At 36.9% G+C, this 12,825-nt stretch carries 12 protein-coding genes and 1 pseudogene; 9 read left to right on the top strand and 4 right to left on the bottom strand.

What is annotated here, in order from left to right; all coding sequences use genetic code 11:
• Window positions 1-15 precede the first annotated feature (15 nt).
• The gene (locus tag V3224_RS04470) at window positions 16-993 is read left to right on the top strand and encodes a hypothetical protein (RefSeq protein WP_334468822.1); all 978 of its coding nucleotides are present in this window, start codon (window positions 16-18) and stop codon (window positions 991-993) included.
• Window positions 994-1,450: 457 nt separating this feature from the next.
• A complete protein-coding gene (locus V3224_RS04465) occupies window positions 1,451-1,885 on the top strand; it encodes a DUF4041 domain-containing protein (RefSeq protein ID WP_052044946.1) in 435 nt (144 codons plus the stop codon).
• A 126-nt stretch (window positions 1,886-2,011) separates the two neighbouring features.
• Here V3224_RS04465 and V3224_RS04460 read toward each other — a convergent pair whose 3' ends face one another.
• The gene (locus tag V3224_RS04460; protein WP_334468818.1) at window positions 2,012-2,797 is read right to left on the bottom strand and encodes a TOBE domain-containing protein; all 786 of its coding nucleotides are present in this window, start codon (window positions 2,795-2,797) and stop codon (window positions 2,012-2,014) included.
• A 310-nt stretch (window positions 2,798-3,107) separates the two neighbouring features.
• Here V3224_RS04460 and V3224_RS04455 point away from each other — a divergent pair, with 310 nt between their 5' ends.
• The 7 genes and pseudogenes from V3224_RS04455 to V3224_RS04425 all read left to right on the top strand — a co-directional run bounded on the left by V3224_RS04455 (window position 3,108) and on the right by V3224_RS04425 (window position 8,993).
• Window positions 3,108-3,254: an AcrZ family multidrug efflux pump-associated protein gene (locus V3224_RS04455; protein ID WP_334468816.1), complete on the top strand. Its 147-nt coding sequence runs from the start codon at window positions 3,108-3,110 to the stop codon at window positions 3,252-3,254.
• Between the two features lie 415 nt (window positions 3,255-3,669).
• Window positions 3,670-3,894 carry an iron-containing alcohol dehydrogenase gene (locus tag V3224_RS04450; RefSeq protein WP_334468815.1) on the top strand — a complete coding sequence of 75 codons (225 nt, stop codon included), beginning with the start codon at window positions 3,670-3,672 and terminating at the stop codon, window positions 3,892-3,894.
• A 403-nt stretch (window positions 3,895-4,297) separates the two neighbouring features.
• Entirely contained in the window at window positions 4,298-5,002 is a 705-nt protein-coding gene (locus V3224_RS04445; protein ID WP_442889863.1) for a hypothetical protein, read from the top strand.
• A gap of 107 nt (window positions 5,003-5,109) precedes the next feature.
• Entirely contained in the window at window positions 5,110-5,943 is an 834-nt protein-coding gene (locus tag V3224_RS04440) for an SDR family oxidoreductase (RefSeq protein ID WP_334468813.1), read from the top strand.
• Between the two features lie 340 nt (window positions 5,944-6,283).
• Window positions 6,284-7,492 (top strand): annotated as a pseudogene (locus V3224_RS04435) (serine hydrolase).
• 346 nt (window positions 7,493-7,838) lie between these two features.
• On the top strand, window positions 7,839-8,048 hold the full coding sequence (locus V3224_RS04430; protein WP_334468811.1) for a hypothetical protein: 210 nt from the start codon (window positions 7,839-7,841) through the stop codon (window positions 8,046-8,048).
• On the top strand, window positions 8,049-8,993 hold the full coding sequence (locus tag V3224_RS04425; protein ID WP_334468809.1) for a hypothetical protein: 945 nt from the start codon (window positions 8,049-8,051) through the stop codon (window positions 8,991-8,993).
• Window positions 8,994-9,019: 26 nt separating this feature from the next.
• On the opposite strand, the gene V3224_RS04420 is transcribed toward V3224_RS04425, so the two are convergent.
• The 3 genes from V3224_RS04420 to istA all read right to left on the bottom strand — a co-directional run bounded on the left by V3224_RS04420 (window position 9,020) and on the right by istA (window position 12,209).
• Window positions 9,020-10,231, bottom strand: coding sequence for an IS256 family transposase (locus V3224_RS04420; protein ID WP_334468808.1), 1,212 nt, complete (start codon window positions 10,229-10,231; stop codon window positions 9,020-9,022).
• 189 nt (window positions 10,232-10,420) lie between these two features.
• On the bottom strand, window positions 10,421-11,182 hold the full coding sequence (gene istB / locus V3224_RS04415; RefSeq protein ID WP_334468806.1) for an IS21-like element helper ATPase IstB: 762 nt from the start codon (window positions 11,180-11,182) through the stop codon (window positions 10,421-10,423).
• On the bottom strand, window positions 11,169-12,209 hold the full coding sequence (gene istA, locus V3224_RS04410) for an IS21 family transposase (protein WP_334468804.1): 1,041 nt from the start codon (window positions 12,207-12,209) through the stop codon (window positions 11,169-11,171). Before istA ends, istB begins: the two co-directional genes overlap by 14 nt.
• Window positions 12,210-12,825 lie beyond the last annotated feature (616 nt).

Genomic DNA, 12,825 nt, shown 5'->3' with positions numbered 1-12,825 from the left:
TGAAAAATAGCACTCATGATATCAATGCTGTTTTTCTATACCGGCAGCGCGTTAGCGTTGGAATGTAAGGTTTTAGGTAGTTCTGGTGATCCTTATCGTGAGACTCAACCGGTGGGGAATGTCTTGATCCCTAAGAATTCTAAAAAGGGTGAAAAGATCTGGATATCTGATCTATTCACTAGAGAGGTAGAATGTAAATCTGGAGAATCAGAGCCGGTCTATTTTTATTATTTTCCAAAAGTAAGTGAGTCAGATATTCCCCGGGGAATGAAATTTGGCATAACCTATAATGGTAAAGATACCGATTTAAATATGTCAGCCTCAGAAAATGAGAGAAGGATACAAACAGATATTAATGTGAAAGCCAATAAGCCGGAAAAAGGAATCATTAAAGTAAGGCTTTATATAAAAAAAGATGATGATATTGATTCAAGTAGTTTTTCTGGGCAACTAAATATTTATCAGCTTGACGGCAAAGGTGGTTTAAATAGTGCCCCAAAAGGAAATTATCGATTTAGCCTATCTCAATTAAATAATATTACTGAAGTTACATGTGATTCTAATTATTCCTGGCGTAAATTTAAGGTTGATATCAATAATGATTTAACGTTGAAAGAACAAGACGTATCGAATATTGGCACTTTAAACTTAACTTGCCATGCTAATAATAATTTCGGCCTTAGCGGTAAGCGCGTTACGCTAGATGTTTATCCAGATACCACCAAATCTGCTGAGGCATTTACCACTAATTTAAACGGATTAAATTTTATATTTAACGTTGATGGTGAGGAGTTAAAACCAAATAACAGTATTAATAAGCCTAAAAAAATAGTTGTAGAACTTGATAGTGGTGGTAATGCCAACTTTAATGTCGATGGGCTGTTTAAATTAAATTATCAGAAACCAGGTCAGGATTGGCTCTATAACCCTGCGACCTCAACTGTTACGCCTGAAAATGTGAAAATTAAATCAGATTTAAGGTTAATAGAATAAGAAATTAGTAGGAAATCGTGATAAAAATTTTTATCAATAAATTATTATTATGTTTTGCACACTAATGAAAGGGTTGTTTACATTATTATTTGATAGGGATATCTAGTAAATTTTATTGCAATTAATTTTAAAGGATGTAAGCGGTATTATGAGTGTAAAAAAGAAAATTTACACTAATCTACCGATAGCAAGTAAAAGTAAGGGATTAATATTTATAATAATTATTATTTAGTTGTTGTTTGAAAACTAAACTTATTTCGCCTTAAATAATAGTTATAGGACGTAGTTAAGCTGCCAGGGATGGCAACCTATATTTTAAAGCTATGGTGATTAATATGAGAGGTAGATCGCTTTATTAATCGTTAGATAAAAAAGTTGTTTACTTCTTTTATCAGTTAATTTACCATTCGAGATTTCGTGTAGATCAAAAAGAATAATATTTTTAGGATTCAATGACATGACGTACAGTAAAAAAAATCTGTTTAGTGTATTATTGGCTATTATGATGTTGACAGGATGTGCGGGTTTCGCTAAAAAAAATAGCGATATCGATAGTCAGACAGCTGCAGTTGAATCTCCAGTCGACAAATCTGGAATATTATTTAATGGTATTATTATTTCCTCAACAAATAATCAATGTATTGATCATTTAAATCTACTTAAAAAAACTGAACCGGTTAAATATCAAAAATATATTAAAGATTACGTCATGATTATGGATGATATTAAATATTGGAATATCAATAAAAATATTATGGATAGTGATTCAAAAAACCTGTTAGCGATGGCGCTCAATACCAAACTTGATTTATTATGTGCAAAGGTAAAATATAATAATTTTGTTAGCACTAAAAAGAAAATACAGAAGTTAGTTGATTCCTATCAAAAGTAGTTAATCTTCTATTATATGCATGATATCCATATTAATTTTTTATACTTTATCATATAAAAAGTTTAATTAAGCTTTTTATATCTTAAAATAAATTTTATTAAATTAATCTGATGCTATGGTAGGTAATTATTGTAGTGTTGCGATGATAATCTGGCTAGCGGCAAAAATCGCTGTCACTTTACTGCCAATTTTTATCTTCTGTTCTGCTATTTCTTGATTTGACATGATTGAGCAAAGTAATAATCCATCCTCTAGTTTCACCTTAAGCTCACTATCTTTATCATCTTTTTCTATATCAGCTACCGTGCCAATTATTATATTATCGGCTGCTGGAGTTGTTGTTTGTTGTGGCAGCAATTTTATTGCTGGCGCTTTGATCAAACTTAAAACTTCTTTGCCAGCAGTTAAGTGTAATCGTTTGCTACTTTGCTTGGTTAATGATGCATTGATAATTGTGTTACTATTAGTTAACTGAATTTTGATATTTTGCTGAATTGAATGGTTATCATACTCAATTAAAGTACCAAAAAATTGATTACGCGCGCTGGTTTGTAATGAAAAACGTGAAATTGCCGCCAGTAAGCTATCGAGCGGTAAATTTTCATCATTTAACACATGATAGGCTTGTTGCTGGATCTGTTTTAATAATCCATAGAGTTGCAATAACCGTTCGCCATAGGGTGTTAAAGTGGTACCACCGCCACCTTTGCCGCCAGTTGCACTGGCAAGTAGCGCTTTATCGGCTATTTGGTTCATTTCGTTTATTGCATGCCAGGCGCTTTTATAACTCATGCCCGCCAATTGTGCTGCTTGCTTGATCGAACCAGAAGATTTTATATATAGAAGTAAGTTGATCCACCGTGCGTCAGCAAATAGCCGATCATGACGTTTTAGCGTTAAGAAAATATCCATAAAAACAACCTTATTAGCCTAAACACGGTTAATTAATTTATTGTGTTATTGCTCTTTGTTATATCAAATAGTGAGAATAGAATGAAGGCTTGTTGATTGTTTCTAAGAAATATCTGCTGATAGAGAATTAGTATTGTTAAAATATAGTAATATCTGTCACTAACCGTATTATTGGTGTAAAAAAATGAAAATATCTAGTGCTAGCCTTCAAAAGAGAAAATAAATAGAATAATCTAACTTATAAGGTTACTATTTAGTTATGTTCATATTTTACGTAATTGAATAGATCATTATTTTGCTGAGGCTCTCAATGCTAGAAATTTTAAAAAGTATGCTTTTTGCACTGTGTATGGAGCCTATCGTGATGGGCGGCATTATGTTATTAATTTATGGCATTGGCGAGCTTTTTAACATATTGTCGAAGGCACAGTTCCGTCATTCAAAGAAACAACATTAATTCGTTTATCTTCTCTTGATAGTTAGCCAACATTTTTTGGCATTGCCTGAAAAAGTGTTTTATGCTTTTTCAGGCGCTTTATTATTTATTTTTAATCTGAAATGACATATTTAATTTAGATATAACAAATACCTCAATTATCTCACCGTTCTCTATTCTTTGCTGTTTATTACTTGATCGGCAATAAGCTTAATACTCTATTTAATGTCGTACAGATACCAAAATATTAAATAAAATAATCATTTTAAGTTTAAAAGTATAAATAAACTATAAAATTATAAATTGACCAAGTGATTGATAAAGCGATTTTTATTGCTAACGGTGAAAAAAGAGCTTGGCTGTCATTAGACATCACGATAAGTTTATTTATTTTATTTTATTTTATTTTATTTTATTTAGCTTAAGGATAATTACTATGCCGCCATCAACTTTTTGCATTCCTACTATTAATAAAATTGGCCGGGGGTGTTTAGTCGATGTGGTAAATTTAATGAAGGATTATGGTTATCAGCAAGTGCTTATTGTGACTGATCCTTTTTTAATGAAAAGTGGTTTGATTGAAAAAATCATCAGAGTTTTTTTACATAATAAGATTAAAAGTCATCTTTTTACTGATGCTAAATTGGTGTCATCGTTATAGATCGTAAAGCAGTCGATCGATTGTTATCAACATGAGCAGATTGATTGTATTCACGAGTTTCGCACGGGCATATAAAATTCTAGAAATGGCTTCAGAACAATAATTAATCTGTAACTTGCTAAGACGTATAAATTTACTTAAATTACAATAAGTTATTTTTAATTTATGAGATTTTTTCTATTTATATATTATGCTGAATTAAACTTAAAAATAGAGCGTTTTTTTATTGGTGCGAAACTCGTGGTATTGTTTCAATTGGTGAAGGGGCAGCCTATGATTATGCTAAGGCAATGATTTATTTACAATCTCATCACGCCATTTTTATTAGTAATAATATTAAAAAACATGGCCTTTAATTACTATCAATACAACTTCCGCCTCAAATATCGATAATTTTAATCCATTGCTTGATCAAACTAAAAATGAGTTGATCAATTTGGCTATTGCTGGATCACGTATTACCCCATTACTTTCAGTGACTGAGCCAGAGTTAATGCTAGGTTTATCAAGTGAATTTATTGCTGCATTAGGCATGAACTCTTTAACCTATGCAATTGAGGCTTATGATTCAACCGCAGCTAATCCTGTTACCGATGCATGTGCTCTAAGTGCGATAAAAATATTGAGTAATGCTTTACGTCGAGCGGTTAATTATTTATTAGATCTACAGGCGCACGAAAGTATTGCTTATGCGCAGTTTCTGGCCAGGATGGCTTTTAATAATCCTTCACAGGGATATGTACAAACCTTAGCCTGGCAAGTGAGCCATTTTTATCATCAACCGTTAACAATTTGCAATGCCGTTCTGTTGCCTCAAGTGCAAGCTTTTAATCTAAAGGTAGTAGCGAAAAAGTTAAAAAATATTGCTGGGGCAATGGGTATTCGAGTTGCTCATATGACCGATCAACGTGGTGCAGAAGCTTGTATTGCTGAAATAAGGCGGCTAAATTGTGATCTTGGTCTGCCTTCGGGACTGAGAAGATTGAATGTTCAGGAGAGTGATTTAGCTAAATTAGCTCAAGCCGCATTAAAAAGTGCCACCGGTATCACTAATCCTGTTCAGGCTAATATGACTGATTTGATCAATATTTATCAATTAGCAATGTAGTCTTCATTTTATAACTAATTATTGTTAGAGAATTGTGATCTTTGAATTATATTAATAAGTAGGTAAGTATAATGTAACTACTGAGTTGATCGGAGGTGGTGAGATTTATGAAGAAGGTCGCTATCATTGGTTTAGGCTGGTTAGGATTACCCTTGGCACTTGAGTTAATGCGGTCAGGAATGGCAGTGGTTGGTAGTAAAACCACGTCAGATGGTGTAAATGCAGCAAGAATGTCAGGTATTGATTGTTACCAGCTTCGGTTTACGCCAGATATTGAATGTGAGGCCGAAGATCTGGAACAGTTAATGAATGCTACGGATGTGCTGGTTATTATGTTACCGGTCAATAAAACCGCTGAAGGTGGTATTGGTTATTTGAAGGCGGTACAACTTTTAGTTGATACTGCACTTTCCTACGCTATACCACGTATTATTTTTACCAGTTCAACATCAGTATATGGTGCACAAAGTGGAACTTTAAATGAAGATGCTAAGTTATATCCTAATACCGAGGAAGGCAAAACGCTGGTCGAGGTAGAAAATTGGTTACACCAATTGCCAAATATATCGGTAGATATTCTTAGGTTAGCGGGTTTAGTGGGTGAAGCTCGACATGCAGGACGGTTTTTAGCTGGTAAAACAGCCTTAACTGGCGGAAATGAGCCGGTTAATCTTATTCATCAAGATGATATCATTACTGCGATAAAATTATTAATATTACTGCCAGAGGGTGGCAATATTTATAATTTATGCGCACCTGAACATCCGGTTAGATCATCTTATTATACTGCGGCGTCGCAACGGGTAGCTTTACAACCGCCAGAGTTTATTGCTGAATCAACGCCTATTATAGGGAAAATCATTGATGGTAGCCGTATTTCTAAGGAGCTTGGTTTTGAATATAATTACCCTGATCCTGGCAATATGCCAATGAGTTTATAATTAGTGAATTGATTGTAAGATATATTTGCAGCTAGGCCGTTTGTAAAATTGTCGGTTAGCGCCAAAAATTAGTAATTAAAGGCTTTTGGGCTGATTTATTTGTGCCATCGGCGAACAACTATTGCCTGAAGATTATTCGGTTTTTCTGCTTATGGTGAGTAATTATATTATCTCAATTCTATCAACTGAAACAGTTGATAATCTATTTTTTCTACCTCAATTTGTGTAGTAGATCAAAGATAGCGATATTCTTTATGTTTTTTAGCTAACTTTAATCATTATAAGCTCTTTATAGTAGCATACTTGATATATTTTAATCAGAAAGCGCGGGAGATCGATAATGAAAAAGAGCTTGATGAAAATAATTAATCGTTTGACAACTGGATTAGGTCTATTATTTATTTTTGTTTCCTCGATGAATGTTCATGCCGATGAATCGCAGGTTACACCGCAACTTGATGTAAAAGCTTATGTACTGATGGGTTACCATAGTGGCAAAGTTTTAACAGCCAATAATCCAGATGAACGTTTATATCCAGCTAGTTTAACAAAAATTATGACCAGTTATGTAGTGGGTCAAGCAATTAAAGCGGGTAAAATTAGCGTTAATGATCTGGTCACCGTAGGAGAAGATGCTTGGGCAACCGGTAATTCTGTTCTACGAGGATCTTCTTTAATGTTTTTAAAACCCGGGGATAGGGTTTCAGTGCTGGATTTAAATCGTGGTATTGTCATTCAATCTGGTAATGATGCCTGTATTGCATTGGCTGATTATGTTGCCGGCAGTCAAACTGTTTTTGTCGATCTCATGAACCAGTATGTTACCTCATTAGGCTTAAAAAATACTCATTTTAAGACCGTACACGGCTTAGATTCAGAAGGCTAATTTAGTACTGCCGACGATATGGCGGCATTGACTAAGGCATTAATTAGAGATGTGCCGGATGAATATTTATTACACAGCAAGAAAGTGTTTACCTACAATAAAATTAAGCAATACAATCGCAATCGTTTATTGTGGAGCAAAAGCTTGCAGGTGGATGGGGTCAAGACCGGACATACCAGCGGGGCGTGGTATAATCTTATCACTTCGGCAACGAATGGTCCAATGCGATTAATTGCTGTTGTGTTGGGGGCATCGAGTGATCGCATTCGTTTTACCGAAAGTGAAAAGCTGCTAAATTGGGGATTTCGTTTTTTTACAACCATTGTTCCTATAACGGCAGATAAGCCATTTACTACTGAAAAGGTATGGTATGGTAACCAGTCTACGGTGTTATTGGGAACTGAAAAAGATGCAGCAATCACTATCCCGAAAGGAAGAGAACAAGACCTAAAAGCGACCTATAGTCTGAACTCAGATTGTCTTAAAGCTCCATTAAGCAAAAATCAGGTGGTTGGGACCATTAATTTCTTTTTAAACGATCAATTGATTGATAAACGCCCGCTCGTAGTGAAACAAGCAATAGAGCAGGGTGGTTTTTTGAGTCGATTATGGGACTATATTGTTGTCACTATTTCCAGTTGGTGGCATGCATTATTTGGTTAGTTAAATCGTTAGATTATAAAAAAAGACCTGTGGGTCTTTTTTTATATAATTAATTTTAATAAAAATAAATAAATAGTTATTAAATTAAATTTATATTTAATTAATATTTAAAAGTTATTTTAATATAATATTATTTATTCATTATAAATTTATTTTTTATTTACAGACAAACTTCATTGCGACGTGAAATTAATTAACTCATAATTGTTTTAGGTATTATAAAATAATAAATAATTATGTATTAATTTAAATTATTTTAATTTTGCCTATTAATTACCTCGGATTAACAAAAAGTTATTCCGCATTCCCTATTTTTTATTAAATAAAATCTTGTGATGGAGTTTATATGCAGGATCACGATAGTTTTGACACAAGTAAGTCGAAGGCAAAATCAACATTTTCTGAAATGAAAAAGAGTAGTTGGTTGGCAGCAGACAGTGTTAGCAGTAGAGAGCCCACAATGCAGGAAACAGCCAATAATAATGTCAGTATGACGATAGGCGATATCAACGGTAATGGCAACACAGTTAAGCAAAGAGGTAAAAAAGGATCCTAGTTGAAGATAGACAATGTCAACAGTGAAGAAAATCGAGTTGAGCAAATAGCCGAAAATAGGAGTCAATTGAGAATAGCCAGTTTCAATGGTGATAGAAACGACGCTCTGCAATCTGCCAAAGATGACTCTAAGGCGACATTAGGAGACGTGAACGGTGATACAAACATAATTGGACAATCTGCCGACAATGACTCTGAGGCGGGAATAGGAAAGCTGAACGGTGATGAAAACGAAATTATACAATCTGCCAAAAATGACTCTAAGGCGGAAATAGGAAACCTGAACGGTGATGAAAACGTAATTGGACAATCTGCCGACAATGACTCTATGGCGGGAATAGGAAACCTGAACGGTGATGAAAACGAAATTACACAATCTGCCGACAATGACTCTGAGGCGGGAATAGGAAATCTGAACGGTGATGCAAACATACTTTTGCAAAATGCAGATTGCACGAAAACGCCGACGGTAGATACGCTACCCGGGAAAACACCCGAAGCAGGAACGCCGACGGTATGTATTCCAGCCGAAAAAACACCCGAAGCGGAAACACCGACGGTATCGATTCTAACCGACAAAACACCCGAAGCTAAAACGCCGACGGTAGATACGCCACCCGGGGAAAAGCCAGAAGCCGAAACACCGACGGTATGTATTCCAGCCGACAAAACACCCGAAGCTGAATCGCCGACGGTATCGATTCCAACCGAAAAAACACCCGAAGCGGAAACACCGACGGTATGTATTCCAGCCGACAAAACACCCGCAGCGGAAACACCGACGGTATCGATTCCAACCGACAGAACACCCGAAGCGGAAACACCGACGGTAGATACGCCAAGTGGGAAAGCGCCATCAGCGGGAGAACCACAGATATATATTGATTTCAATAATCCAGGAATGACAAGTAACAACAATATTCATTTTAGTAATGTGGGTCTGTAAAATTTTTTGTGTAAATGGCTCCTCCGTTAGCAGGTGATCCGATCACCGTACATCAACATAAATTGACTCATGGCGGGTTTCCAATCTTTGATAGGCATCGTCCATTTTATTGAAATATTATGCAACGCTAAATAAAGTAGCTTGAGGACAGATTCATCTGTTGGGAAAACTCGCCGCGTTTTAGTAATCTTACGCAATGACGCATTAAGTGACTCAATCGCATTGGTGGTATAAATGGCTTTACGGATTTCAGGAGCAAAGTCAAAAATAACGATTAGCCGTTCCCAATTGTTTGTCCATGACGGACTAATTGTCGGGTACTTCTCATCCCATTTGGCTGAGAATGCCTCCAGAGCAGACTCAGCAGCATCGACTGTCGCCGCACCGTAGATAGCTCGAAGGTCTGCTGCCACCGCTTTACGCTCTTTCCAGTGGACGTAGCGAAGAGAATTACGTACTTGATGGACTAGGCATAATTGAACACGGGTTTGCGGGTAAAGCACTTCAATAGCCTCAGGAAAACCTTTTAAACCATCACAGCATGCAACGAAAATATCTTGCAAGCCTCGATTCTTGAGTTCTGTCATCACGGATAGCCAGAATTTAGCTCCTTCGCTTTTTGCTATCCACAAGCCCAATAATTCCTTCTCTCCATGGATATTTATGCCCAAAGCGAGATAAACGGATTTGTTGATGACTACGCCGGAATCCTGGCTTTTAACAACAATACAATCAAGATAAACAATAGGATACAGCGCCTCCAACGGCCTTTTTTGCCAGGCTTTAACCTCTTCCATCACCTCATTGGTTACCTGAGAAATGAAGGTTCCTGACACTTCAACACCATAGACTTCTTGAAAATGCGCCTGAATATCTCGAACCGTTAACCCTCTCGAATACAGAGAAATTATACGCTCATCAAATCCATTAAACTGTCTTTCCCCTTTCGATATCAACTTTGGTTCGAAAGTGCTATTTCGATCGCGAGGAACATCCAACCCGATAGCTCCATGCACAGAACGTACATTTTTACCGGTTGTGCCGTTTCGAGAATTTCCCGAGTTGTTACCGATAGGATCATGTTTGTCATAACCAAGATGCATCGCCATTTCCGCTTCCAGCACCCTTTCAGCAAGACGTTTGGTGAGTTCTTTAAGCAACCCACCTTCGCCCAATAGGTCTTGTGGGGCATTACAATCTTTGAGTAGTTGATCAATCAATTCGTTACTGATAGGCATTTTGTTATCCTGTAAAAAGTTTTTTATCAAAATGCCATTTACACAGTTTATTTTACACTCTCAATAATGTCACTGTAATTAATGGAGATAATAATACTATTATTATTAATAGTAGTGATATGTTGTCAACGATCACCGAAAACTGATCCACTTTTTAGCTAAATCCGATCAATCAAAATTGATCCACTTTTACTCAGTCATTGCTCCTGAGCGCCGCTTATCTTTCAATCGATAGCTTTCACCTCTTAATTGCAGTACATGCGAATGATGAAGTAAACGATCAAGCATAGCGGCAGTTAATGTTACGTCATCAGCAAAAGCATTTGGCCATTGCCCAAATGATAAGTTACTCGTCAATATGACACTGCCATGCTCATAACGCTTGGCAATCACATTGAAAAACAGGTTTGCTTCTTCTCGCCCAAACGGCAGGTATCCAATCTCATCGATAATCAACAATTTCGGGGCCATCACCGAACGTGATAGATATTGTTTGAGCTTATTTTGTCGTTTGGCAGTTGAGAGTTGCAACATCAGTTCAGCTGCCGTGGTAAAGCGGGTTTTCTTCTTGGCCTGTACTGCTTTTAATCCTAACCCAATAGCTAAATGCGTTTTGCCTACACCGCTTGGGCCAAGCAACACGACATTTTCATTACGTTCAATAAACGTTAATGCGCTTAATTCCTGTATGTGTTGTTTGGGGATCCCCGTTGCAAACTTAAAATCGAACGTATTAAGTTCTTTATGTGCTGGGAATCCTGCCATCCGACTCAAAAGATTACGGGTTCGTTCATCTCGTTGTTGTTGCTCACATTTTAATAGGGACAGTAAAAACTCTCCGTAGCTTTTGTCTTGGGCAATGCATTGTTCGGCAAGTGATGACCAATGAGTCGGAATAGAATTTAATTTCAATGACTCACACAGGTGTTCAATTTGTTCATGCAATAACATGTTCACCTCCCAGCAATGCTTCGTATACGCTGATTGAGTGTTGCAAACTGACAGATTCAAGGGGCGGTACGATACGGATATTAAGCGTATCAGTCTGCGGGATAGATTGGCAAACCCTTGCTGGTAAGAGTAGAAGATACTTAACTTCCTTAGCTAGTCTATCTGCTGGCTTCTCTAACGTTGTTCCATGAATCCGCTGATGGGCAACGCGTTGTAACCAGGGCCCCACTCTTGCATTAGCTATCTCAATATCCAGTTCAAGATTATGAGCACGAAGGTCGGTATTTAATGGTACGATAAAGCTGTTTTTTAAATAGTGGTTAAAGCGCTCTACTTTCCCTTTAGTTTTTGCCCTGTAGGGCTTGCAAGCACACAATTTAAACCCGTAATCTTTCGACATTTGAAGCATTTCGACATGTAATTTATGTTCACCTTCTGCATAAGCATCCCGTTCGATGATGAGGGATTTTGCGTTATCACACAATATTTCCTGTGGTACACCACCAAAATAGTCGAAAGCTTCTCGTAAACCTTGTTGCCAGGATTCTGCTCGTTCATTATCAAAGAACTTTACATAACTCGCACGCGAATAGCCTAGCGTTGCACCAAACGCTTTTAGTGATTTTTTACCTCGCCGGATGCTGGTGAAGTCGATTTGCATTTGTTGACCTGGCTGTGTTTCAAAACGGACGACAGCTTCGGGAACAATGCTTGGTTTAAATTGACAAACAAATCGGCGTAATTGAGCAATACCGCCTTGATAGCCGCTTTCAACTACTTCATCAAATAAGACTGTTGCAGGGATCCAATCAGGTTTAGCCAGTTCAATTCGCTGAAGCAAATGAGGTTTAAAGGGTGCTAATTTAGTCGGTTGTTGACTTCTTTTAGCATAAGTTGGCATTGTCTGTTGTTGTAAATGATGTTTTACGGTGTTACGGGATATGCCCAATTCACGGGCAATTTTTCGAAGGCTTTGTCCTTGTGCAAAGCGAACATGAATATCCACAAATATCTCCTTGGTTAACACAAATTATCCGTACAAAAATGTGCGAATAATACCAAGTGGATCAGTTTTAGATGATCGTTAGTGGATCAGTTTTGCATGATCGGTGACAATATGAGAGATGATAGGTTGTTGATGCGGCGTGCGATATTTGAAGCCAAAACGTGCGATAAATGGTGAGCTACTCTTGTTTCCATCAGTGCAACGGAATTACACTGTTATTTTTCATCGGAGGCACTTTGGTCTGTTCTAGTGGTACGATCAACGGGACAATATTTGTAGATGATGGCCGATGAAACTAGATAAAGTAATACAAGCTTTTTTCTACTATGGCAGGACTCAAGTAATTCTTGAGCCTACTGTTCCTATACATAAGATAAATGAGCAAGACCTACCGCCGATACGCTCTCTCTGCTTCTCGCCGCTGTAAGCTCCATTAGCCCCAAAGCGTTCATCACATAAAAGAACGCCCTACTTACGAATAGATGTTGATAGAATCTGTCAAACTATGAAAATGAATCCCTTTATCTTTCAATTCAGAGATTAAACCGATTAAATTCTTGATGCTGTGTCCCAGCGAGGGCAAGATAGCGAATATTTATTAACCAAACTGCTCGTCAATAGAGCACTCATGTTCTCA

This window comes from Arsenophonus sp. PmNCSU2021_1 (genome assembly GCF_036919435.1).
Lineage (GTDB): Bacteria > Pseudomonadota > Gammaproteobacteria > Enterobacterales > Enterobacteriaceae > Arsenophonus > Arsenophonus nilaparvatae.
Note: the sequence above shows the minus strand (reverse complement) of the source record. Positions and strands in the feature narration are given on the sequence as shown.

Bases quoted from the DNA above. Each gene is read 5' to 3' on its own strand.
- V3224_RS04460 (WP_334468818.1), bottom strand. From the start codon at position 2,797: ATGGATATTTTCTTAACGCTAAAACGTCATGATCGGCTATTTGCTGAC.
- V3224_RS04420 (WP_334468808.1), bottom strand. From the start codon at position 10,231: ATGCCTATCAGTAACGAATTGATTGATCAACTACTCAAAGATTGTAAT.
- V3224_RS04455 (WP_334468816.1), top strand. From the start codon at position 3,108: ATGCTAGAAATTTTAAAAAGTATGCTTTTTGCACTGTGTATGGAGCCT.
- V3224_RS04470 (WP_334468822.1), top strand. From the start codon at position 16: ATGATATCAATGCTGTTTTTCTATACCGGCAGCGCGTTAGCGTTGGAA.
- V3224_RS04430 (WP_334468811.1), top strand. From the start codon at position 7,839: ATGCAGGATCACGATAGTTTTGACACAAGTAAGTCGAAGGCAAAATCA.
- V3224_RS04450 (WP_334468815.1), top strand. From the start codon at position 3,670: ATGCCGCCATCAACTTTTTGCATTCCTACTATTAATAAAATTGGCCGG.
- V3224_RS04440 (WP_334468813.1), top strand. From the start codon at position 5,110: ATGAAGAAGGTCGCTATCATTGGTTTAGGCTGGTTAGGATTACCCTTG.
- istB (WP_334468806.1), bottom strand. From the start codon at position 11,182: ATGTTATTGCATGAACAAATTGAACACCTGTGTGAGTCATTGAAATTA.
- V3224_RS04465 (WP_052044946.1), top strand. From the start codon at position 1,451: ATGACGTACAGTAAAAAAAATCTGTTTAGTGTATTATTGGCTATTATG.